The 24,065-nt window shown below is 60.6% G+C and carries 17 protein-coding genes; 13 read left to right on the top strand and 4 right to left on the bottom strand.

The window, feature by feature from the left end; translation table 11 throughout:
* The first annotated feature begins 66 nt into the window (after window positions 1-66).
* The 3 genes from KSP9073_RS05605 (at window position 67) to KSP9073_RS05595 (ending at window position 5,240) form a co-directional block, all read left to right on the top strand.
* Entirely contained in the window at window positions 67-2,976 is a 2,910-nt protein-coding gene (locus KSP9073_RS05605) for an MASE3 domain-containing protein (RefSeq protein WP_108841904.1), read from the top strand.
* A 245-nt stretch (window positions 2,977-3,221) separates the two neighbouring features.
* A complete protein-coding gene (gene nadE, locus KSP9073_RS05600; RefSeq protein ID WP_108841903.1) occupies window positions 3,222-4,034 on the top strand; it encodes an NAD(+) synthase in 813 nt (270 codons plus the stop codon).
* A 105-nt stretch (window positions 4,035-4,139) separates the two neighbouring features.
* Window positions 4,140-5,240, top strand: a complete 1,101-nt coding sequence (locus KSP9073_RS05595) for an ion transporter (protein WP_108841902.1) — start codon at window positions 4,140-4,142, stop codon at window positions 5,238-5,240.
* A gap of 68 nt (window positions 5,241-5,308) precedes the next feature.
* Here the strand turns inward: KSP9073_RS05595 and KSP9073_RS05590 are convergent, their stop codons facing one another.
* Window positions 5,309-5,863 (bottom strand): cytochrome b, encoded by a 555-nt coding sequence (locus tag KSP9073_RS05590; RefSeq protein ID WP_108842063.1) that lies wholly within the window; start codon window positions 5,861-5,863, stop codon window positions 5,309-5,311.
* A 223-nt stretch (window positions 5,864-6,086) separates the two neighbouring features.
* Between KSP9073_RS05590 and KSP9073_RS05585 the strand changes: the two genes are divergently transcribed.
* The 6 genes from KSP9073_RS05585 to KSP9073_RS05560 all read left to right on the top strand — a co-directional run bounded on the left by KSP9073_RS05585 (window position 6,087) and on the right by KSP9073_RS05560 (window position 15,174).
* A complete protein-coding gene (locus tag KSP9073_RS05585; protein WP_165814165.1) occupies window positions 6,087-7,556 on the top strand; it encodes an efflux transporter outer membrane subunit in 1,470 nt (489 codons plus the stop codon).
* Window positions 7,546-8,826: an HlyD family secretion protein gene (locus KSP9073_RS05580; RefSeq protein WP_108841900.1), complete on the top strand. Its 1,281-nt coding sequence runs from the start codon at window positions 7,546-7,548 to the stop codon at window positions 8,824-8,826. The genes KSP9073_RS05585 and KSP9073_RS05580 overlap by 11 nt, the downstream gene beginning before the upstream one ends.
* Window positions 8,823-10,379, top strand: a complete 1,557-nt coding sequence (locus KSP9073_RS05575) for a DHA2 family efflux MFS transporter permease subunit (protein ID WP_108841899.1) — start codon at window positions 8,823-8,825, stop codon at window positions 10,377-10,379. The genes KSP9073_RS05580 and KSP9073_RS05575 overlap by 4 nt, the downstream gene beginning before the upstream one ends.
* A gap of 212 nt (window positions 10,380-10,591) precedes the next feature.
* The gene (locus tag KSP9073_RS05570) at window positions 10,592-12,958 is read left to right on the top strand and encodes an FdhF/YdeP family oxidoreductase (RefSeq protein ID WP_108841898.1); all 2,367 of its coding nucleotides are present in this window, start codon (window positions 10,592-10,594) and stop codon (window positions 12,956-12,958) included.
* Between the two features lie 163 nt (window positions 12,959-13,121).
* The gene (locus KSP9073_RS05565; protein WP_108841897.1) at window positions 13,122-13,757 is read left to right on the top strand and encodes a glutathione S-transferase family protein; all 636 of its coding nucleotides are present in this window, start codon (window positions 13,122-13,124) and stop codon (window positions 13,755-13,757) included.
* A gap of 184 nt (window positions 13,758-13,941) precedes the next feature.
* Window positions 13,942-15,174 (top strand): EAL and HDOD domain-containing protein, encoded by a 1,233-nt coding sequence (locus KSP9073_RS05560; RefSeq protein ID WP_108841896.1) that lies wholly within the window; start codon window positions 13,942-13,944, stop codon window positions 15,172-15,174.
* Between the two features lie 39 nt (window positions 15,175-15,213).
* Here the strand turns inward: KSP9073_RS05560 and KSP9073_RS05555 are convergent, their stop codons facing one another.
* Window positions 15,214-16,611 (bottom strand): uracil-xanthine permease family protein, encoded by a 1,398-nt coding sequence (locus KSP9073_RS05555; protein ID WP_108841895.1) that lies wholly within the window; start codon window positions 16,609-16,611, stop codon window positions 15,214-15,216.
* Window positions 16,612-16,943: 332 nt separating this feature from the next.
* Between KSP9073_RS05555 and hpxO the strand changes: the two genes are divergently transcribed.
* The gene (gene hpxO / locus KSP9073_RS05550) at window positions 16,944-18,116 is read left to right on the top strand and encodes an FAD-dependent urate hydroxylase HpxO (RefSeq protein ID WP_108841894.1); all 1,173 of its coding nucleotides are present in this window, start codon (window positions 16,944-16,946) and stop codon (window positions 18,114-18,116) included.
* A 1-nt stretch (window position 18,117) separates the two neighbouring features.
* Here hpxO and KSP9073_RS05545 read toward each other — a convergent pair whose 3' ends face one another.
* Complete coding sequence (locus tag KSP9073_RS05545) at window positions 18,118-18,798, bottom strand: TetR/AcrR family transcriptional regulator (RefSeq protein ID WP_108841893.1); 681 nt, start codon at window positions 18,796-18,798, stop codon at window positions 18,118-18,120.
* Between the two features lie 161 nt (window positions 18,799-18,959).
* Between KSP9073_RS05545 and xdhA the strand changes: the two genes are divergently transcribed.
* From xdhA to xdhC, 3 genes are read left to right on the top strand one after another with little or no spacing between them, the layout of a single operon-like run.
* A complete protein-coding gene (xdhA, locus tag KSP9073_RS05540) occupies window positions 18,960-20,384 on the top strand; it encodes a xanthine dehydrogenase small subunit (RefSeq protein WP_108841892.1) in 1,425 nt (474 codons plus the stop codon).
* Between the two features lie 2 nt (window positions 20,385-20,386).
* On the top strand, window positions 20,387-22,822 hold the full coding sequence (gene xdhB, locus KSP9073_RS05535) for a xanthine dehydrogenase molybdopterin binding subunit (RefSeq protein WP_108841891.1): 2,436 nt from the start codon (window positions 20,387-20,389) through the stop codon (window positions 22,820-22,822).
* Window positions 22,803-23,684, top strand: coding sequence for a xanthine dehydrogenase accessory protein XdhC (gene xdhC / locus KSP9073_RS05530; RefSeq protein WP_108841890.1), 882 nt, complete (start codon window positions 22,803-22,805; stop codon window positions 23,682-23,684). Before xdhB ends, xdhC begins: the two co-directional genes overlap by 20 nt.
* A 19-nt stretch (window positions 23,685-23,703) precedes the next feature.
* Here the strand turns inward: xdhC and uraH are convergent, their stop codons facing one another.
* Entirely contained in the window at window positions 23,704-24,039 is a 336-nt protein-coding gene (gene uraH / locus KSP9073_RS05525) for a hydroxyisourate hydrolase (RefSeq protein WP_243409119.1), read from the bottom strand.
* Window positions 24,040-24,065: the final 26 nt, after the last annotated feature.

Here is a 24,065-nt window from a genome sequence, read left to right as displayed (position 1 = left end):
AACGTTAACGCCCTGTGCTGATTGCCCTAACATGCAGGCCTGCGCATCTCAACGCTGGACGGTCGAATGGCAACGCTCAAGACAGCTCTTAAACACCTGCTGACCGGCCCGATGGGCAGCCTTTTCTGGGTCCTGCTGGGGCTCATGCTGCTGCTTGCCCTATTGCCGGGAACGCAGGCCTTTGGGCTGTCGCAGAACTATCTGGGGTTTCACTCTCTCGTTGAGCTGACCTGCGTGATCGTGGCCGTTCTGTCTGCACTGGCCATTTTTAACAGCTATAAAACCCTGTCGACCCAGTACCTGTGTGTCGGTAGCCTGCTGGCGCTTTCTGCCTTGATGGATGCCCTCCATCTACTCTCCATGCCCGGCATGCCCGCCATTTTCTCGCCCAACACCCTGGACAAGGCAATCTACTTCTGGCTTCTGGGCCGATTGAGTGCGATCAGCGCTCTGCTGCTGCTGTCCCTGTCTCATCTGTCCGACAAGCCTTCCCGCTTTCCACATCTGATCCTGACCCTTTTCACCGCGACCGGGGTTTTGACATTAGTCGCCATCTTTGGCTATGCGCAGCAAATACCCGTCCTTTATATGCCGGGAAAAGGGCTGACCCTTCTCAAGATCCTGCTGGAGTGGGGGCTGGCCGGCATGAGCGTGCTCGCCGGTATCATCCTGCTACGCTCCTCACGCCTGCGTCAGCGGCGTGATCGGGAAATGCTCACGCTGGCGGCGTGGGTCACGGCGCTGGCCGAAATATGTTTTACGCTCTACGCCTCGGCCAACGATGAATTCAACATTCTTGGGCATATCTATAAGGCCGTTTCCTACGTTCTGATCTTTCGCGCGCTTTTTTTGAGCCATCTGCGCTATCCATGGAAGGCTCTGAACGAGACCAGAACCCGTCTGGCCGAACAGGAGCAGCGCTGGAATCTGGCCCTGACCGGGTCCGATACGGGCGTTTGGGACATGAACCTCGTCACCGACGAGCTATTTGCCTCACCCCAGTTCCATCAGATTCTGGGCTATCGCAACGGTGCCCTGCCGCGTGATGTTCAGGCCTGGCGTGATCGTCTGTTTCACCCCGATGATCTGGATCATGTGATGGCAAGCCTTGACGACCACATATTCGGGCGCAGTGCGCACTGGCGCTGCGAATATCGCTTTCTGGATGCACATAATCGATGGCGCTGGCTGCTGGCCAACGGCCAGGTCATGGCCTTTGATGAAGATCAGCAGCCCACCCGAATCGTGGGAACGGTTATCGACATTCAGACGCGTCGCGAGCAGGAGCAGCGTCTTGCGAACACCCGCCAGCGTCTACAGACCCTCTTTGATACCACGCCCACCAGCATGCTGGTGGTCGATGCCCAGGGCACCATTCATCAACACAACCCTATGCTGGAGCAGCTGCTGGCGCCGCACGAGCTTGTTACCGGTCAGGAAAACATCTGGCAATGGGTCAGCGCTGAAGAACACGCAGACACCCTGCAGCACTGGCACGAATGGCAACAGCAGGACGCTACGCAGCGACGCGAGTCGACCTGGCATCGCGAGCTGAGGATGAGCATTTTTAGTCATGACCGGACAGGGCAGCCGCTATGGACCGAGTGGGTCATCGCACCCTTGCCGGAAGATAATCTTTATCTGCTGTTGATCGAGGACATCAGTGCCCGCAAGCAGGCCACCGAGCTGCTGGTCGAAAATGCGAGCCTTTATCGCAGTACCTTTGAAAGCGGCAACGCCATCAAGCTGCTGGTGGACCCTGAAAGCGGCGCCATTGTCGATGCCAACAGTGCCGCCAGCGATTATTATGGCTATTCGCCGGAAGTGCTCAAAACGCTGGTGATGAAGGACGTGTCTCTGACCCCTATGGAAACCCGCCAGCAGCGTGCCCGGCAGACACTAGTGCAACAGGAAGGGCATTTCGAGACCCGCCACCGCATGGCCGACGCCACCATACGCGACGTGGAAGTGTTTGTGGCCTCGGTGGTGATCGGCGGGAAAACGCTGATTTATGAAATGGTGCATGACATCACGGCGCGCAAGGAGGCCGAACAGGGCATGGTGCTGCTGAATCAGCGCCTGGCCCGCGACGGCCTGTATCGTCAGTATCTCAATGAACTGAGCACGCGACTTTTCGAGCTCAACGACATTGCCAGCGTCATCCCGCTGCTGGAAGAGTGCCTGCCCCGATGCTTCCCGGACACTCGTGGCGAACTGGCCCTTCGCATTGAAGAGCTGGATCAGGCGCACTGCCTTGCCTGGGGCGGCGCCCTTTGCGCGCAACCAACCTTTGAATACCGCCAGCGCCTGACCACGTCGACCGGTGCGCTCGGCCGCATGACCCTGCAGGCCGAGCCGCTGGATGACGAGGACCGGCATCGTCTCGAGCGCATGACCGATGAAACCGCCCGCATCCTGACGCTGACGCTGATCAATCTGCGTCTGCGCAATCAGCTGACCGACCACGCCTACCGCGATGCGCTGACCGGGCTTTACAACCGCCGCTACCTCAACGAGACGCTGCCCGGTCTGCTTGAAAGCGCCAGCGATGAGACCCCGGTGGCACTGGCCCTGCTGGACCTGGATCACTTCAAGCGTCTCAATGATACATGGGGACATGATGCCGGTGATCAGGTGCTGGTGGCGCTGGGCGAGATTCTGACCCAGCGGCTGCGCGCCACGGACATCTCCTGTCGCTACGGCGGTGAGGAGTTCATTGTGGTCCTGCCGGGAGCGTCTGCCAGCATCGCATTGATGCGCTTGAACGAAGTCCTTGAGCAGTTTGGCCAGTGGTCCATGCAGATCGGTGATGAGCGAATCAGTCACCTCACCTTTTCGGCAGGGCTGATCGACGCCCCGCGCCAGGGCCGTGACATGAGCACTCTGATCGAAATGGCCGACCAGGCACTGTACAGCGCCAAGCATGCCGGACGCGGGCGCGTGCATTCGGCTGAACATGAGACGCTGATGTCGTAGAACCTGCAGACAGCTGTCTGTTCAGAGGGCTGTCTTGCCTGCCAGTATGCCCGCTTTTCTGCCACGCACGAGAACCATCACCATCACGTGCACCAGCGCCTCATCATGCGCTTTGACGCCTGACCCATTATCATGGGCAGTGTTTGAACAATGCTGCTGACGCCTGACGGAATTTTATCGGTCTTGATTTCCGGCTACGCTGTCGGTAGTCACTACATTCACTGCACGCAGGATGATGATCGCTCATGACCACCCAGCAGCAGATTATTGACGCGCTCGATATCGGGCAGCACTTCGATGCTCAACAGGAAGTGGAACGACGCATCGACTTTCTGACGCGGTCTTTGGAAAAGGCCGGTGCCGTGGCCCTGGTCCTTGGGATCAGCGGCGGCGTGGACTCCACCACGACCGGCCGTCTTTGCCAGCTTGCCGTGGAGCGCATCCGCGAGCGCAGCGGCAAGGCCACCTTTTATGCCATGCGCCTGCCCTACGGCGAGCAGCATGATGAAGATGATGCTCAGGCTGCCATTCACTACATTCGAGCCGATGAGCAGCTGGACGTGAACATCAAGCCTTCGGCAGATGGCATGCTTGAAGGCCTCGAACAGGGCGGTCTTGGGTTCAAGGACGAGCATCAGCGTGATTTTGTCCATGGCAACATCAAGGCGCGGGCCCGCATGATCGCGCAGTATGCCGTGGCCGGTCGCCATAATGGTCTGGTGGTCGGCACCGATCACGGCGCCGAAGCGGTCATGGGCTTTTTTACCAAACACGGTGATGGCGCCTGCGATATCACACCGCTGTTTGGTCTCAACAAGCGTCGGGTACGAGCGATACTCAGCGTACTCGACGGGCCTGAATCGCTGGTCAACAAGGTCCCCACTGCAGATCTTGAAACCCTTTCTCCAGGTCGGACCGACGAAGATGCCCTGGGCGTCACCTATGATCAGATCGATGATTTTCTGGAAGGCAGGGAGATCGATGGACAAGCCGCACAGCGTATCATCAGCACCTATGATCGCACCGCACACAAGCGCGAGCTGCCAGGCGCACCGTAAATTCTTTCTAGTCTGAAATCCGGATGCTGCCGGAGGTTTGAGCGCCGGCGACTTGACGCGAGGCGCTCAAGCATCTGAGATAGCCCCTCACGCAAGGAGGCACACATGCATCAAGAGGATTCCCCATCAGAGGGTGGCACGCAGCGCGATCGCTATCCGCCGGCCAACAGCTGGGCCGATCAGCCGCGCAGCGATGCCCCTGAAGAGGACAAGCACGAGCCGCCTCGAGACATTCCTAGCTGGCTGGAGAAGTGCTATCTCATCTGGGATCTAATCATCATGGTGCTGGTGTCGACCAGCCTGCTGCTGATCCTTTTTGACACGCTGTATCTGACCAGCCCCTTTCGCGATCTGCTTTCGGCCATCTCGCCGACACTTGAGCAATGGGGTGGCTGGCTACATGCCAATTTTGAAACGATCGATCTGTGGTTCGTGGCCGTCTTCGTATTCGATGTTTTGGCAAGCTGGGCCCTTGCCATCTGGGACAGGCGTTATCACCGCTGGTTTTTTTATCCCTTCGTGCACTGGTACGACGTGCTTGGCTGCATCCCGGTCGGTGGTCTGCGCCTGCTGCGCGTACTGCGTATCATCGGGCTTCTGGTTCGGCTGCAGCGCACGCGTCTGATCGATATTCGCACCTGGGGTATCTATCGCTTTTTCTACAAGTATTACGAAATCGCACTTGAAGAGATCTCCGATCGCGTGATCGTCAGGATGCTGACCGACGTGCAGGAAGGCTTTCTCTCCAAGGGCAATATTTCCCGTCGCGTGACCGACGAAGTCCTGCTGCCCCGCAAACAGCAGCTGATCGATGACGTGGCCCATCGCGTGCAACGCGTACTGGGCGAAAGCTATGCCCAGCATCGCGAGGACATCAATACCTGGGTCAGCGGTCTGATTCATCGCGCAGTGACGGAAAACCCCACCATCCGCAGCCTGCAACGTCTACCAATGGGGGCACAGGTGGTCGAGGCCATGGATGAAGCGATGGCCGATGTCACCAGCCGGCTAATCAGGGAGGCGGTCATCGGCATTCGTTCACCGGACTTCCGCTCACTGATCGAGGAGCTGGCCAATCGCACCATCGATCGCAGCGTGCCCGCCAGCGCCAGTGACTATCAGGCGCTAGAACAGGTACTGGTCGAGGTGCTGGATGTGCTGAAAAGTGAAGTGAAGGTACAGCGCTGGAAGGAGCGCTATTACTAGCGTTAAAAAAGCGACGTGGCACCAGCGTGTGTTGGATGGCACGCTGGTCGCTGCTTCCAAAGGGCACTTCAGGCGTTGGGGCGGGTCACCATTTTCTTCAGGGTATTGTCGCGGCGAATGAGGCCATGCCAGACCACGGCCAGCAGCACATGCCCGGCAATCAGCACGCCCAGCGTCCAGGCCATCCAGACATGCCATTGCGCCGTCAGCTCTGCCAGCCCTTCCATCTCGCGTCCACCACTCATGAGCTGCGCTCCAAACACCAGCAACGGCTTGCCGGAGGCCCAGTTCATGGTCAATCCCAGCAGCGGGACAACAATCATCAGCAGATACATGAGAAGCTGACCAAAGGCGACCAGCATTTCAGCACCCCGGTCATGAGGTGGGCGATTGGAAAGGTTATAAAGGCCCCATGTCGAGCGCAGGACCACCAGCAGCATCAGCATAAATCCGATGCTTTTGTGCGTTCCGACCATGAAGGCAACCCAGGGCGCGCGGCCGACCAGGCTGGCGGCGATCATGCCGGCAAACTGCCACAGCAAAAGAGCGGCCATCAGCCAGTGAAAAAGACGGCTGATCCGCCCATAATATTCACGAGTATCTCGCCAGGCGATGGAAGACACAAAAGGCTCCTTGAAGCGTGGGCCACGCGACACGCGCGACAGTCCGGCCTACATTAGTGCAGCGGGCTTGTCTGGTGCTGAAAAATGCTGACGAAAGCATTCATCCTCCAGTGCCGTTAATGTGTGTATTACCATAACGCCTGCCCGCCATTGTACCGGTAACATGATGCCCCATTTTTCATATCTTCGACCGCACTTTTCTGGTGGAGCCCTGGCCTGCCTGATGCTGATGTGCGCCCTGTTGAGTGGCTGCGGCGCCCCGGCCATGGCGCCAGTCGAACTGACGCTGCGTGAACAGGCACCGCTGGCCGGACTGGCCGCCAATCAGGACACCTCTGGTCACTGGCCGGATGAAAGGTGGTGGCATGATTTCAACGACCCACAGCTCAACGCCCTGATCGAGCGTGCCATGCGCAAGGCCCCATCACTGGACAGCGCCCGGGCACGCTTTGAGACCGCCTCTCGCCAGCTGGAAGGCCGTCAGGCCGATACCCGCATACAGATTGAAGGCAGCGCCCGGGCCAACCAGAGCTACAGCCATACCGACCTTGAATATCCAGCCTTGGGGCTACCCGGCTTCGAGAGCGGAAGTACCGGCAACAGCCAGCGCAGCAATGTGGGTCTGGCCAGCCTGTCATTTGGCTGGGATTTCGACTGGTGGGGCAAAAAACGTGCCGCCATCGAGGCGGCGCTTGACCAGCGCCACGCCGCTCGGCTTGAACAGGCTGCCGCCGCCAGCGCCCTGCAGGCCGGCATCACGCGTGCCTACATGGACTGGCAGCTACGCCAGGCCCAGCTGTCGGCGCTGGATACCCTGCTGAACAGCGCCCGCGACAGCGTTCGAATTACCGCTTTGCGCGTCGGACGCGACATCGAAAACCCGGCACGACTGGATCAGGCAAACGAACAGCTTTCCACGCTGGAACAGCAGCGCGCAGGCCTCGATGGCGCTGCCCGTCTGGATCAGGTTCAACTGGCCGCGCTGATGGGCGTCTCTCCGGATCAGCTCAATGACCTGGCCCCGCGACCGCTTCCCCAGCTGGACACCGCCCTGCCCAATGAGGCCGGACTTGAGCTGATTGCGCGTCGCCCGGACATCATGGCAAGTCGCTGGCAGGTCGAGGCCGGCATGCGCGGCATTGATCAGGCGCGTGCGGACTATTATCCCAACGTCAGCCTGTCGGCTCTGGCAGGTTTTCTGCGCGTGCACCCGCTGGGCACCGGACGCAATGAAGATGTCTCGGTGGCCTCTTTTGGGCCGGCCGTGACGCTGCCCATCTTCGAAGCGGGCCGGCTTGATGCCCGCTATAACGCCAGCCGTGCCCAGCTTGAAAGTGCCATTGCCGATTACAACCAGCGTGTGGTGGATGCCGCGCAGGAAGTAGCCCGCCAGACCGTCACCCTGTCGCGCATCGAGGCTCAGCGCGACGCTCAGGCAACGGCGCTTGAAAGCTTTCAGCATCGCCTTGAGCTTGCTCGCGAGCGGGACGCCCGCGGCGTTGAAGACCCACGCGCACTGATCGAGGCACAGCAGGGGCTGGTTCGTGAACAGATGAACCGTCTGACGCTCGAAGGCGAGCTGCTGGATACCCGCATACAGCTGATCCACGCCCTGGGCGGGGGCTATCACGGACGCGTGCCCGAACGTGACGCACGCTATTTGACGACGGGAAGTGCCACTGATGAGCCATAACAACGACGCCACGACCGATCATGGCCCCTCCGAGCAGACACCTCACGAGGGTAATGGCCGCGACAGTGATGGCCATGACAGCACTGAAAACGAGGCACCGGTCTCACGCAAAAAACGCAACATCATCCTGCTGGTGATCGCACTGGTGTTCATACTCGCCGGCATCGGCTGGTATCTGCTGGATGCGCTGGTGCTCAGTACCCGGGTGATTACCGATGACGCCTATGTGCAGGGTGACCAGGTCAATATTTCCGCCCAGATCAACGCCACGGTCACCGCCATCAGCGTCGAGGACACCGAGCCGGTCAAACGCGGTCAGATACTGATTACCCTGGATGACAGCGATACCCGCAACGCGCTTGATCAGGCCGCCGGACAGCTGGCACAGGCCGTGCGCCAGTATCGCCAGCAGCGGGCACAGGCCGTTCAGTTTGATGCCGCTACGGTTACGGCGCGCGCGCAGTTTGAACGGGCCCGCGACGAATATCAGCGCCGCAAGCCGCTGCTGGCGCAGCGCGCCGCCTCAAAAGAAGAAGTCGACAGTGCCCGGCGCCATTACGACGCTGCCCGGGCGCAGCTTGAACAGGCCCAGGCCCAGGCACGCGCGGCCCACGCCCTGATTGATGGCAACGACCTCTGGCATGCCCCGGGCGTCCTGCAGGCACGCGCCGCCTATCGCAACGCATGGCTTGCCCAGAAAAGAACGCAGGTCATCTCACCGGTAGCGGGTCGCGTTGCCAGCCGACAGGTACAGCTGGGCCAGAGTGTGCAGGCCAGTCAGCCGCTTTTGACGGTCGTGCCGCTGCATGATCTGTGGGTGGATGCCAACTTCAAGGAGACCCAGCTCGGACGGGTGCGCATCGGTCAGCCAGCGAGCGTCACTACCGACTTCTACGGCGATGACGTCGTCTATCACGGCCATGTAGCGGGATTGTCGGCCGGCACCGGAGCAGCGTTTTCCCTGCTGCCGGCCCAGAATGCCACCGGCAACTGGATCAAGGTGGTCCAGCGCGTGCCGGTGCGTATCGCCCTTGATGGCGATACGCTCGAATCTCATCCGCTGCGAGTCGGGCTTTCGACCTACGCCCGGATTGATCTGAACGATGATGCTGATGGCCCCATGCTTGCCGATGCGCCCGAAGTTCGTTCACCACAACACACCGAGGTGTTTGACGCGCGCCAGCATCAGGCCGATGACGCCGCCATGGCCATTATTCGCGACAACGCCGGCGACCTGCTCACCGACACTGATAAAAGCACCACCCCATGAGCGAGGCGGCCACCGCACCCAGCCAGCAGGAAGCGATGGCGCCCCTGCGCGGCATCAAGCTGGTGCTGCTGACGCTGGCGATGGGCCTTGCCACCTTCATGGAAGTGCTCGACATCTCCATCGTCAACGTCTCGGTGCATACCATTGCCGGTGACATGGGCGTCAGTACCAGTGAAGGCACCTGGGCGATCAGTGCCTACGCACTGTCCAGTGCCATTGCCCAGCCGCTGACCGGTTGGCTGGCGCGCCGTTTTGGCGAGGTGCGCCTGTTTTGCACCTCCATCTCGTTGTTCATCGTGTTCTCCGCGCTCTGCGGATTTGCCAATAGCATGATCATGCTGGTGGTCTTTCGTTTGCTGCAGGGTGCCGTCTCCGGCCCGCTGGTCCCCCTGACCCAGACGCTGCTGTTGAAGAACTATCCGGCCGAGAAGCGCAGTATGGCCATTGGGCTCTGGGCCATGACGGTCGTGGTGGCCCCAATCTGCGGCCCGATTCTCGGCGGCTGGCTGACCGACAACTACTCATGGCCGTGGATTTTCTATATCAATATCCCGGTCGGCATCTTCTCGCTGGTGCTCAGCCTGTGGCTGTTACGCGGGCGAGAATCGAAAACCACCCGCGTACCGGTCGATGTCATCGGGCTGGGCCTTTTGATTGTGGGCGTGGGGGCATTGCAGTTCATGCTCGACAACGGCAACGACCACGACTGGTTCGCCTCGCCCATGATCCTGACTCTGGGGCTTGTGGCGCTGGTTGGCATCACCTTTCTGGTGGCCTGGGTGCTGATGCATCGCCGTCCAGTGGTCAACCTGCGCCTTTTTGGACAGCGCAATTTCGCCATTGGCACGCTGTGCCTGTCGCTGGGCATGTTTGCCTTTTTTGGCACCACCGTTGTTACGCCCAACTGGGTGCAGCAGGTCATGGGCTACAACGCCACCTGGGCAGGCCTTGCTGTCGCGCCCATCGGCATTCTTGCGCTGTTTGCCTCCCCGCTGGTGGGCCGCTTTCAAAGCCATTTTGACCTGCGCTTTCTGGTGACCTTCGGTTTTGCCGTCTTTGCTTTTTGCTCGTTCTGGGCGGCAGGCTTCAACAACCAGATCGCCTATGGTGAGCTGGCCATGCCGCGCTTTGTGATGGGCGCAGGCGTGGCGTTCTTTTTCGTACCCATCAATCAGATCATCTTTGCCGGACTTCGCGATGATCAGATTGCCGATGCTTCCGGCCTTTCCAACTTCTGCCGGACCCTGGCCACCAGTATCTCCACGGCGGTATCGGTCACGCTCTACGATCACCGCAGCATCTATCATCATGCGCGTCTGACAGAGTCAGTGGTTCCCGGAAGCCCGGCGACCGAGCATTACCTGAATCAGCTGGGCACGCTGGGCCTGCAGGATCAAGGCGCCTGGGCCATGATTAACGAAGTCGTCAATGCTCAGGCCGCCACCATGGCGTTCAACGATGTCATCTGGCTATTCGGCGTCATCTTTGTGGTGGCCATCGGCCTGATCTGGCTGGCACGCCCTCCCTTCCCCTCCGGCGGGCCGATGCACTGAGTTTATCGGCCTCCCGGTCATTTCCTATTAAGCATCGATTAAGTTCATGTACCAGGATAGTGGCAGCCGACTATCCTTGGTGCTGACGCTGTCCGACATTCCCGCCGCCAGTCAAAAGAAGGGCATCCAACAGGCTTTACCCCTCCTGCTGGCCGTCACGGTATCGTCAGCGCCGTCTGTCATCTTTCAACCGTATTGGCACGGAGGCCATCATGGTGAAAAAGCACACCGCGCATCAAAGTAACGCCCAGGTTTACGGCAGTCAGGACGCAGGCACCTCGCCTGGTGGCGGCTGGCTCGCCCTCAAGGCCGTTGAAGAGCACATGTTTCGCCAGCAGGTACCCTTTACCGGTAATCGTTTGATGCTGGCAATGAACAAGCACACCGGCTTCAAGTGCCCCAGCTGCGCCTGGCCCGACCCGGTCAGACCGGCGATGGCCGAATTCTGTGAAAACGGCGCCAAGGCCGTCGCCTGGGAGACCACCCGCAAACGCGTGCGCCCGGAATTTTTCGAGCGCCATACAGTGACCGAGCTGTCGAGCTGGAGCGATCACGAGCTCGAAAGTCAGGGCCGGCTGACACATCCGATGCGCTACAACGCCGACACGGACAAGTATGAGGCGGTCGACTGGGAGACCGCCTTCCGGGAAATCGGCGAGTCGCTCAAGTCACAGGAAGATCCCTGGCGGGTGCAGCTTTACACCTCGGGCCATGCGCCCAACGAATCGGCATTCATGTTTCAGCTGTTCGGGCGCATGTACGGCATCAACAACTTTCCGGACTGCTCCAACATGTGCCACGAGACCACTACGGTCTCACTGCCCGAAAGCCTTGGCGTCGGCAAGGCCACGACCACGTTGGACGATTTCGATCACACTGATGCCGTGTTCATCTTTGGTCAAAATACCGGCACCAACAGCCCACGCATGATGGGCAACCTGCATGAGCTGGTCGGCCGTGGCGGCGCCGTGGTGACCTTCAACCCGCTGCGCGAAAAGGCGCTGGTGCGCTTTGCCAACCCGCAAAGTCCGATGGACATGTTGAAACCCTCGGGCACAACCATCAGCTCGCAGTACCATCAGGTGCGCATCGGAGGCGACATTGCTGCCATCCAGGGCATGTGCAAGGTCATCATTGAAGCCGATGACCGGGCGCAGGCCAGAGGTGAGAAACGCGTGCTTGATCACGAATTCATCGAGGCGCACACCCACGGTCTCGAAGTCTTCGCCGATCACTGTCGCGCCCTTGACTGGGAGCGCATCAAGCGCCATTCAGGGCTGACACGTGAAGCCATTGAGGCCGCCGCCGAGGTCTACATGACCGCCGAGCGCGTCATCTGTTGCTGGGGCATGGGCATCACCCAGCAAACGCATGGCGGTGACGGTGTACAGCAAATCGTCAACCTGCTGCTGCTGCGGGGCAACATCGGCCGACGCGGTACGGGCGCCTGTCCGGTACGCGGGCACTCCAACGTACAGGGCGACCGCACCGTCGGCATCTACCAGAAGCCGACCGAGGCGTTTTTGAGCCAGCTCGACAAGGTCTTTGATATCGAGTCACCGCGCCGACACGGCGATGACGTGGCTGCCTGCTGCGAATCGATTCTGGCCGGCGGCGTTGATACCTTCATCGGACTGGGCGGGAACTTCTTTCGCGCCATTCCCGATATCGACCGGGTCGCTGAAAAGACACTCAATACCCTGAAGATGACCGTGCAGATCTCGACCAAGCTCAATCGCAGTCATCTGATCCACGGCAAAAAGGCCTTTATCCTGCCGTGTCTGGCCCGCACCGAAAAGGACATTCAGGCAGGCATTCTGCAGACCGTGACCCTTGAAGACGGCATGAGCAACGTCAACGGCTCAACCGGTCAGATCGATCCAGCCTCGCCCTATCTGAAATCCGAAGTGGCGATCATTGCCGGTATGGCCCGCGCCACCCTGCCCCCGCACACAAAGGTCGACTGGGAGTGGCTCAGCGAGGACTATGCCCGCATTCGCGATCGCATCGAGGCCGTTTTTCCGGACATGTTCAAAAATTACAACGACCGCGTGGGCGAGCCGGGCGGCTTTCACCTGTATAACGCTGCCCGAGAGCGCGTCTGGGAAACCGACAGCGGTCGTGCCAACTTCCTGTTCCCGGGAGATACCCTCGATACAGGCATGACCTCACCAAAGGCGGATTATTTTCAGCTGATCACCACCCGTGGCCACGATCAGTTCAACACCACGGTGTACTCGCTGGATGACCGCTACCGCGATGTTTATGGCACACGCATGGTGGTCATGATGAATCCGGCAGATATCGAGCGACTCGGCCTTGAGGAGGGCAACCTGATCGAGTTTCGCGCCGTGGCCGAAGACGGCATCGAACGCCACGTTTCGGGCTTTCGCATCATGCCCTATGACGTGCCCCAGGGCTGCGCGGCAGCCTACTATCCCGAGACCAACGGTCTGATTCCGATTGCCAACCGCGACGAGCGAAGCCATACCATTGCAGCCAAATCGGTGCCGGTCACCATCCACTTGATGGATACCGAACAGGTGCAGCAGCAGACCGGCATGCTGGCCACCGCCTGATCGCATCATCAAGGCGTGACCCTGGGGCTCTGTCACATTCGTGGCAGGGCCCTTTGTCATGGCATGTGTCATGGCATGATCAAAGGCTTAAGGATGGTGCTGAAAGCTTGTGCCACAATGGCTGCAACTTTCTCATGCACCATTGAATTACGGGGACGAGGCCATGATGACCGTCTACGGCGACTATCGCTCGGGCAATTGCTACAAGGTCAGGCTGACACTGGCACTACTGGACATCAGTCACCGCTGGTTTGATGTCGACTTTTTGACCGGCGAGACGCTTAGCGACAACTTTGCCGTTCGTAACCCCGCGCGTCGTGTTCCCATGCTGGAGCTGCACGACGGACGCACGCTCGTCGAATCCAACGCCATTCTCTATTACCTGGGCCATAACAGCGCGTTGGTGCCTGACGATGAGTTCGACCGGGCGCGCATGCTTCAGTGGATGTTTTTCGAGCAGCATCGCCATGAACCGTCACTCTCCGTGGCCCGACTGATTCACTGGTATCAGGGCGACCCAAGCGAGCGTCTCGAAGAGCTGATGGCACGTCAGGAAAACGCTCGTCAGGCGCTGGACATCATGGAGCAGACCCTCAGCACGCAGCCTTTTCTGGCCGGAGAGACGCTCACACTGGCCGATATTGCCCTGTTTGCCCACACCCATATCGCTGACCAGGCAGGCCTTTTGCTGCTGGACTGGCCTCATGTGGTGGACTGGTGCGGACGCATCGAAGAAATCTCCGGCTTTATCTCGATGCAGGATCTGCCCGATGACAACACGCCGGCATCCATCATGTAGCACCGGCAGGCACCCGCCTTTCAGCGCCTGATCAGGCTTTTCAGGGCCCTGGCACTCAAGCCAAGGCAATGGCTGACGATAAACAACGACATAAAGGCCACTGATGAATGCTGATGAATGACAATGGGATCATTGTTATGCGTGGCCACGACGCAGGCGTTATTTCAAAGATACCCAGGACATCATGAGCGACACTTCCAACGACAGTGCCGGGGTACTGTTTGCCCGTCAGCCTATCTATGACCATCAGCTGACGCTGGCAGGCTACGAACTCCTGTTTCGCCCCTATGGCGGCGGCCCGATCGTGGCGGCCGATTTTGATGGCAATCGCGCCACCAGCCAGGTGCTGATCAATGCCTTTACGGCGGCCGATATCAACGAGGTGTGTGATCATCAGCCTGCCTATGTCAACTTCTCGACCGACAGCCTGACCCGGGATATCCCCTTTGATTCCCGCGCACTGATCATCGAGATTCTGGAAGATGTCACCGACACCCCGGCAGTGATCGAGGCCCTGACGCGTCTGCGTGAAGAAGGCCATGTCATGGCGCTTGATGACTATAGCCTTTCTGATGCCAGCCACCCGCTGCTGCCCTTTGTCGACATCGTGAAACTCGACTATCCCGTCTACACCCCCGAGACGCTGACAGCCGTCATTCAGGCCCTTAAGGCACGCTATCCGGCGCATCAGCTGCTGGCCGAGAAAATCGAAACGAAGGAAGACTATCGCATCGCCATGGAGGCCGGGTGCACCCTCTTTCAGGGATATTTTCTGGCGCGTCCCGAGCCGGTATATGGTCGGGTCATGCCGGTCAATCGACTGAACATCCTGAAGCTTCTGGCCGAGCTCAACGCGCCTGACATCTCCATGAACAACATGGCCGAGACGGTACAGCGCGAGCCGTTTTTGAGCGTCCGCCTGTTGCGGATGGCCAACTCCGCCTTTGCCCAGCAAAGCCGCCCGGTCACGTCACTGCACGGTGCTGTCATGGCGCTGGGGCTTTCCCGCATTCGCAGTCTGGCGAGCCTGCTGGTCCTGTCACGCTTTGATGACAAGCCATATGCCCTGCAAAAGCTGGCGATGATGCGCGCGCACTTCTGTCATTATCTGGCGCAGCAGCTGCCCGGTCAGACCAGCGAGATGGGCTTTACCGCAGGGCTTTTTTCCTGTCTCGACAGCTTCATGGATCAGCCGCTGGAAGAGATCCTGGCGCAGATCCCCGTTCATCCTGATATCGAAGCGGCCCTGATACATCGCACTGGCTCACTGGGGTTGATCCTTCAAACGGCCATCGACTATCAAAAAGCGCAATGGGAGGTCATTGACTGGCCTCATCTGGCGCAGCTGGGTCTGTCTCCCGAGCGGGTCGCCGCGGCCTATCAGCAGGCATTAACGCTTGCCAATCGGCGCGAGTGACGCCCACGCAGAACCCATCAGGGCAAACGCCTGCAGCACTCAACGCGAGACGCGCCCTGTTTCCGCTTTTGAAGTGATGTGCTCACGCGCCACATGATCCGGTAGCAGCAGGTTCAAAACGATGGCGACCAGGCCACCGGCGCTGATGGATGATCCCAGCAGCAGACGCACAACATCCGGCAATTGATCAAACAGTTCAGGGTGGCTCGCCACGCCGAGCCCGACACCAAAGGCCACCGCCATGATGCTCAGGCTGCGCCGGTCCAGGGTGACGCGGGCCAGAATACGAATGCCGGCAGCTGCCACACTTCCAAACATCATCAGAAGCGCCCCACCCAGTACCGGCTGCGGAATCTGCGAAAGCACCGCCCCGAGCATCGGGAAGAGTCCCAGCACGACCAGAATCGCGCCCACATACTGCCCGACGTGGCGGCTGGCCACACCGCTAAGCTGAATCACTCCGTTATTCTGGGAAAAGGTCGTATTGGGAAAGGTATTGAAGACTGCTGCCAGCATCGAGTTGACCCCATCTCCCAGCACGCCACCGCTGATGCGCTCAAGATATCGCGGCCCTTCGATCGGCTGACGAGAGATCAGACAGTTGGCCGTTAAATCACCCACCGACTCGATGGCGGTAATCAGATAAATCATGGCGATCGGCAGAAATACTGACCATTCGAAATCGAAACCGTAGCGAAACGGGATGGGCAAACTGATCAACGGTTGCTGTTGAAGTGCCGTGAAACCGGCCAGGCCCGTCAACCAGGCCACAAGGGTGCCGATGGCCAGCGCAATGGCGATGGCCGAGAGCCTTAGCCAGGCACTGCGGGCATGCCCCAGCATCACGATGATTAAAAGGGTCAATGCACCGATTCCCAGGTAGCCGGGATCGCCGAAATTGTCGGCACCGCTCCCACCACCCAGACTCGTCATGCCTACCGGAATCAGACTCATGCCGATAATCGTAATGACGATACCGGTAATCAGCGGCGTAAAGATCCGGCGCAGCTGGTGCAGAAACCGGCTCAGAATGATCTCAACGAACGCGCCAAAAAAGCAGAGCCCAAAAATCATGGCAAGCATGTCATCCGGGCTGCCACCCCGTGACTTCACCAGCAGACCAGCCGCCGTGACCGCACCGAGAAAGGAAAAGCTGGTGCCCTGAACGCAGATCATGCCTGCCCCGACCCCCCAGGGCCGTCGAGCCTGCAAAAAGGTGCCCACGCCCGACACCATCAACCCCATGCTGAGCAGATAGGGCAACTGCTGATCAAGCCCGAGAATGCCGGCAATCACCAGCGTGGGGGTCACAATCGCGATAAAGCATGCCAGTACGTGCTGAACCGCCGCCAGCAGCGCGGGCCCAGGTGCGGGTCGGTCATCAAGGGCATAGATTAGATCATCCGGGGCAGCTGACTGCGGGGTGGATTGCGACATGGCAGGATCACCTTGAGGGCAAAGGACAGGCTCTGTCATGCAAGAGTCCGGCCAAACGCGTCGCAACCCGCGAACAATGGGTCAAATACCCGAGCGCCTGCCACAACCCCCCTTGACTCGCCGCGTCTCCTCTGATGCCCGGGCGCGCCATTGCGGTGCACCAGCGCACCATGACAATGCATTGCGGCGCTCACAAATCCGCTTTTCTGACATCTTCACCGAGGCCGTTTGCAAAGTGGACGACCCACGTTAGTCTAAAAGCATGACAAGGGGCGGATCGTTCCAATCACCTTTTAAAAACTTGCCTTCCAAAAACAACAGCAGGTAATGCCATGAACATCGTGATCATCGGCGCAGGCATGGGCGGTCTGACCGCCGCTCTGGCGCTGCAGCAACAGGGCCATCAGATCAGCGTATACGACCGGGTCCGGGAACTTCGCCCGGCGGGTGCCGCCCTGTCGATCTGGTCCAACGGTGCAAAAATTTTGCATCAGCTGGGGCTTGGGCACGGTATCGAGCAGGCCAGCGGCGACATGCAGGCGATGCGCTACTTCAGTCATGACGGCACCCTGCTGACCGGCTTCAGCCTTGCCCCTCTCTATGAGGCCGTCGGTCAGCCGGCCTGCCCGGTTGCCCGTAGCGAGCTGCAGCGTCAGCTGCTTGATGCCGTGGGACACGACAATGTCCATCTGGGCGAACACTGTATCGATTTCAGCACCGACGCAGAGGGAGTGACCATTCATTTCGATAACGAGCAGACGCGTCGCGCTGATCTGTTGATCGTGGCCGATGGCACTCACTCAAGGCTTCGCAATCGCGTGGCGGGCAAAACGATAGAGCGGCGCTACTGTGGCTATGTGAACTGGAACGTTCGCGTACCGGCACAATCCGATCTTGCGCCACTGGATCACTGGGACCAGTACATCGGCCATCATCAGCGCGTCTCCCTGATGCCGATGGGCAGCGGCGGCAATACTGATTGTCAGCCCGAGTTCTACTGCTTTTTTGATGTGCCGCTTGCGCTCGAGGATCTGGATGACCACAACGATTACAGGGCCGAACTGCGCCGTCACTTCTCTGGCTGGGCGCCGCAGGTCATCAACCTGATCGAGCGGTTTGACCCGGCACTGATGGCACGGGTACCCATCCACGATATTGACCCGCTTGAAACGCTGGTAGGTGAACGCGTGGCACTGCTGGGCGACGCCGCCCATGCCATGGCTCCGGATCTTGGTCAGGGCGGCTGCCAGGCCATGGAGGATGCCTGGGTGCTGGCCGATGCGCTTGGCCGGCATGCCGATCCAGCCGCCGCACTGGCCGCTTATGATCGTGCCCGCGTAGACCGCGTCGGCGACATCATCCTGCGCGCGCGCAAGCGTGCCGACATGACCCACGGTCACGACCCCATCGTCACCCATCAGTGGTATCAGGCGCTGGCCGCGGAGGATGGCCGCCATATCATGGCGGGCATGCAGAAAACCATCGAGGGCGGACCGCTGCCCTGATTCAAAGGCTTCCAGCAGGACGCTCGGGATCGCTCAGACCACAGCCGGCAAGCACCATGTGGCAGAGAAAGTCGCCGATGCGCTGCTCATCGCTGTTATCCAGCGCTTTACGACCGGTCAGCGCCAGCACCTGCGCCTCATAGTCGGCGTAGTGCTGAGTGGTCGACCAGATCAAAAAGATCAGTGCGTGCGGATCAACGCGCTGATCCATCTGTCCGCGTTCGATCCAGCGGGCAAGAATGGTGGCCCGCGCATCCACCCATGTCCGCAGCGGACCATCCAGATACGTCTGCAGCATTGGTGCGCCCTGCAAAACCTCGCTGGCAAACAGGCGCGAGGCCTGAGGATAACGCCGCACCAATGCCAGCTTGGCGCGGACAAAGGACGTCAGCACCTGCGCTGGATCATCATTAATATCGATCTCTTCAAGCAAACTGTTCCAGCGCGCCATGGTCCGCTCCAGCAGCGCCACATAGAGACCACGCTTGCTTTTGAAGTAATACAGCAGGTTGGCGCGCGCCAGCCCGGCCTCTTGTGCGATGGCACTCAGACTGCCGCCGCGGTAGCCATGCGTGGCAAATACGCCTTCGGCGGCATCCAGAATGCGCGCCTGATTACGCACCCGAACGGCTCCTGCGCCCAGCGTGTCCGGAGCCGTGCTCCCCTGCCTTTTGCCGGCCATTATCGTTCCTTGCATCAAGCCTGAAAGTGACGGCGATGTTGGGTATGCACTCGATGGTGCTCCATGCCCTGTCAGAGGATCACTCAATAAAAAGTCGTTTTCTGAACAATTGGTCAGTAAATTGCATGGTGATGGTCAGCAGATGCCATGGAGATGCCATAATGCTTACCCTGACGCTCAACGGCCAGCCCCGGCGGCTGGACAATATACCGGCTCAGGCCACCGCACTGTCCGTGCTGCGTGACCGACTCGCCACCTGCGGTACCAAGGAAGGCTGCGCCTCGGGCGACTGCGGCGCCTGCACCATCGCCATCGGCACGCGGGATGACAGGGGCGAGATGCACTATCACAGTGCCAATGCCTGTATCCTGCCGGCCCACCAACTGCACGGATGCCACGTGCTGACAGTGGAAGGGCTCTCCCGGAATGACGAGCTTCATCCGGTACAGCAGGCCATGGTCGACCATCATGCCAGCCAATGCGGCTTCTGTACGCCCGGCATTGTCATGTCGCTGTTCTGCCTGGAGCACCAGCGCCGCCAGCAGGGGCTCGACACTCCGCCAAACGATGACACCATCGATGCCGCCCTGGGTGGCAATCTCTGTCGCTGCACCGGCTATCGCGCCATTCGTGATGCTGCCCGGGCCATGCACACCCTGCCCGGCCCAGCCGCCGACGACGGCGGCCGGCTCATCGCCACTCGATCTGACGGGGAAGGTTTCTACCGTCCCGAGAACCGCCAGGAGCTGATCACGCTTTTATCGCAGCACCCGCAGGCGCGACTGATCGCCGGCGGCACTGACCTAATGCTCGAGCACACGCTGGCCCTCAAGCCCCTGCCCGAGCTGATCGATCTTTCCAGCGTCGCCGAGCTGGGACACATCAAAGAAGATGACCGCGGCTGGTGGATCGGCGCCGGCGTCACCTACCATCAGTTAACACCGCTGCTTGCCGAGCATTACCCGGCCTTTCACGCTCTGCTGGAGCGACTCGGCTCGCAGCAGATTCGCCATCGGGCGACCCTGGCCGGCAATCTCGCCAATGCATCCCCCATCGGTGACACGCCACCGATCCTGCTGGCGCTGGGCGCTCGACTGCGAATCAACGGCATTTCGGGCGCCCGTGAAGTCTCTATCGATGATTTTTTTACCGGCTATCGACGCACGGCGCTGACCGAGGGCGAGTATCTGGACGCTATCTATCTGCCGCGCCTGCAGGGCGGTGAGCAGCTGCTGGCCTGGAAGCTCAGCAAGCGTCGCGAGGATGATATCTCCGCTGTCATGCTTGCCCTTCGCGTTACGGTCGCAGACGACGGCCAGCTGCGCGACGTTCGACTCGCCTGTGGCGGCATGGCCGCGACCTCACAACGGGCCCCTCATGTCGAGGCTGCACTGGAGGGACAGGTCTTCGACGGCGACGTTCTGGCCAATGCCTGCAAGGCCATCGCCGAGGACTTTTCGCCAATCAATGATGTTCGCGCCAGTCGCGAATATCGTCTCGCCGCCGCCGCCGGTCTGCTGACTCGCGCCTATCATCGGCTCGCGCGCCGTCACGAGGCCATCCCCATGACGCTGGAGGAGATCTGATCATGCGCAAACTGATTCAGTTCGGCAGTCTGCCACCGGCAAAGGCCGATACAGCACCCGGCCACGACAGCGCCATCGGCCACGTCACAGGCCTGGCCGCCTATATCGATGACCTGCCGGGCCCGAAGGGCATGCATCACCTGGCCGTGGGGCTTTCACCGCATGCCAGCGCCCGTCTTTTGCACATGGACCTGAGTGCCGTGCGCTGCCAGCCCGGGGTGATCGATGTGATCACGGCCGCCGACATTCCGGGCCACAATGAGGTCGGTGCCGTCTACCCGGGTGACCCGCTGCTGGCTGAAAATGAAGTGCGCTATGCCGGTCAGATGGTCTTTGCCGTGGTGGCTGACACGCTTTACCACGCCCGCTGCGCTGTGGCCCATGCCCTGATCGACTATCAGCTTCAGCCCCCGGCGCTGGATCCGGTTGCCTCGATCCGGGACGGCCTGACCGTACTCCCCGAACATATTCATGAGCGCCCGCTACCGCCCCCGGCACTTGATCGTGGCGCCGCCATGAGCGATGACATCCAGACCAGCGGCAACGTGGACCACGCGCTGGAAAAAGCGGCGCACGTGCTGGAAGGCGAGCAGTTCATCGGCGGTCAGGAGCATTTTTATCTTGAAGGCCAGATCGCCCAGGCCGAGGCGCTGGATGACAACGGCCTGCGCGTGCTGACCTCCAGCCAGCATCCCAGTGAAGTCCAGAAGCTGGTCGCCGAGGTCCTGGCGATGCCGCTGCATGCCATCGTTGCCGAGGTGCGCCGCATGGGCGGCGGATTTGGCGGCAAGGAAAGCCAGGCCGCCGCTCTGGGCGCCATGGCAGCGCTGGCCGCCCATCGCAACGGCTGTGCGGTACGCTTTCGCCTGCCGCGCGCCGATGACATGCAGGCCACCGGCAAGCGCCACCCGTTTCACAACCGTTACCGGGTCGGCTTTGACGACACCGGACGCCTGACCGGGGCCGACATTACCCTGATCGGCAACTGCGGCCACTCACCGGATCTCTCCGAGGGAGTGGTGGACCGCGCCATGTTTCACGCCGACAACGCCTACTATCTGGGCGATGCGCGCGTGACCGGCCATCGGGCCATGACCCATACCGCCTCCAACACCGCCTTTCGCGGCTTTGGTGGCCCGCAGGGCATGATGCCGATCGAAGGCGCCATGGACGACATTGCCCGCTCTCTGGGAGTCGATCCGCTGGACGTGCGAAAGCGCAATCTCTATGACAACGAGCGCTGCGAAACGCACTACGGCCAACAAATCGATCAACCGCTGATCAAGGAGCTGATCGAGACACTCGAGGCCTCCAGCGACTACCGCACGCGACGCCGCGACATCACCGCCTTCAATGCCAAAAGCCCGATCATTCGCAAGGGGCTGGCCCTGACGCCGGTCAAGTTCGGCATCTCCTTTACCGCCCAACATCTGAATCAGGCCGGCGCGCTTTTAATGATCTATACCGACGGCAGCGTGCTGGTCAATCACGGCGGTACCGAGATGGGTCAGGGGCTGCACACCAAGGTGTGTCAGGTCGTGGCCAGGGAGCTTGGGATCGCTTATCACCGGGTGCGCATCAGCGCCACGCGTACCGACAAGGTGCCCAACACCTCGCCCACGGCCGCCTCATCCGGGGCCGATCTTAATGCCATGGCCGCACGTGATGCTGCCATTACCCTGCGCGAGCGCCTTGTTGATTTCGCAGCCGACTGGCAGGCCCTGAAGCGCGAGCAGCTCAGGCTCGAAGCAGACGGACTGCTCGCCGGGAAAGCGCGCATCGAATGGCCCGAACTCATCCAGCAGGCCTATCTGGCGCGGGTATCGCTCTCGGCCACCGGTTTTTACGCCACGCCCGAGATTCACTATGACCGAAAGACCGGACGCGGACGGCCCTTTTACTACTTTGCCTGGGGGGCCGCGGTCAGCGAAGTGCACGTCGATACCCTGACCGGCGAGTACCGGGTGGCCCGGGTCGATATTCTCCACGACGTGGGCGACTCGCTTAATCCGGCCATCGACCGAGGCCAGATCGAGGGCGGTTTTGTCCAGGGCATGGGGTGGCTGACCACCGAAGAACTCAAGTGGGACGCCGAAGGGCACCTGCTGACCACCGGGCCTGCCACCTACAAGATTCCTGCCTGCGGCGACGCCCCCCGCGACTTTCGCGTCGCTCTGCTCGAGGGGCATCCCAATTCGCAGGCAACCATTTATCGCTCCAAGGCCGTCGGTGAGCCACCGCTGATGCTGGCCATTTCAGTATGGTCTGCACTGCGCGATGCCATTGCCAGCCTCACCGATGATCGTTCAAGTCCGCGACTGGATACGCCGGCCACCCCGGAGCGAGTACTGATGGCGTGTCGGGCGATACGTGAGGCACGCGTGCGCAGTGCCCCGTCGCCCCGGGAGGAGGCATCTCATGTCATGGCCGAAAAGTGAGCGCGAACCCTGTGTGCATCACTGGTACGAGGCACTGGCCGACTGTCAGCGTCGCGGCCTGGCACACGCCTGCGCACAGATCGTAACCAGCGCCGGGTCCACGCCTCGTGAGCCGGGCAGCCAGCTGGTAGTGACCGAATCGCAAAGCTTTGACACTCTGGGCGGCGGGCGCTTCGAGCAGGAGGTGATCGAGACCGCACGCCTGGCACTGGCGCGGGGGGAGTCGGGCTGTCGACTGGAAAGTTTCTCGCTCGGCGCGCGTTCAGGACAGTGCTGCGGCGGTCATGTCGAGGTACTGATCACTCTCTACCCGGCGCCAGCCATGCAGGTGGCACTCTTTGGCGCCGGCCATGTGGCACAGGCGCTGGAGCCCCTGCTGGGAGAGCTGGGCTGGCACGTTGACTGGTTTGATAACCGCTCACCACAGGTGCTGGGAAACATGGCGCACGCCCCCACCACCTGCTGCCATTTTGGGCTGAGTGCCGACGAGCAGCTGGAGCGGCTGCGCCCCGGAAAGCACTGCCTGATCATGACCCATGATCACGCTCTGGATGAAACCCTGCTGGCCGCCATGATGGCGCGTAACGATCAGGTGTCACTGGGGCTGATCGGCTCTGACAGCAAACGGGCGCGCTTTGCCCGCCGGCTGCGCAACCGAGGACTGCCCAGCGCGTGTATTGAGGCCCTGCGATGCCCGCTGGGTAACAGTGGCGGCGACAAACGACCTCGGGCCATCGCCATCGCCATCGCCGCCGAGCTGCTCACGCTGAATCAGGCCTCGCCTGCGCCGATCCTGCGCGGCTTGCCGCGAGAGGCATTGGCTCGCCTTGAAACGGCAGTCGCCGTCAAAGGCACCGAATGATAACTGCCGGTCGACGTGTCTAGCTGCCCCGATAGGTGCTGTAACCCCACGGCGTGATCAGCAGTGGCACGTGGTAGCGCTGCGCATTGGCAAGCGTCACGGTGACCGGGACCTGATCCAGAAACGGCGAGTCCACGCCACGGGCAAGATAATAGTCACGTACGTGAAAATGCAGGCTGTACTGACCGCCCTCGCCGTCTTCAAGCAGCGGTGCGTCCAGTCGGCCATCCTGATTGGTAACGCCATGCGCACAGGGGGTCGTGGCACCATGGGCGTACAGGTCGATGTGCAGACCGGCGGCCGGTAAGCCGCCGTGCTGATCGAGGACATGCGTGCTCAGAGTCGTCATTGTCATTACCGGATCATGAAAAAAACACAACT

Source organism: Kushneria phyllosphaerae (assembly GCF_900312995.1).
GTDB lineage: Bacteria > Pseudomonadota > Gammaproteobacteria > Pseudomonadales > Halomonadaceae > Kushneria > Kushneria phyllosphaerae.
The sequence above is the reverse complement of the archived record's forward strand: the minus strand, read 5'-3'. Positions and strand labels throughout refer to the sequence as shown.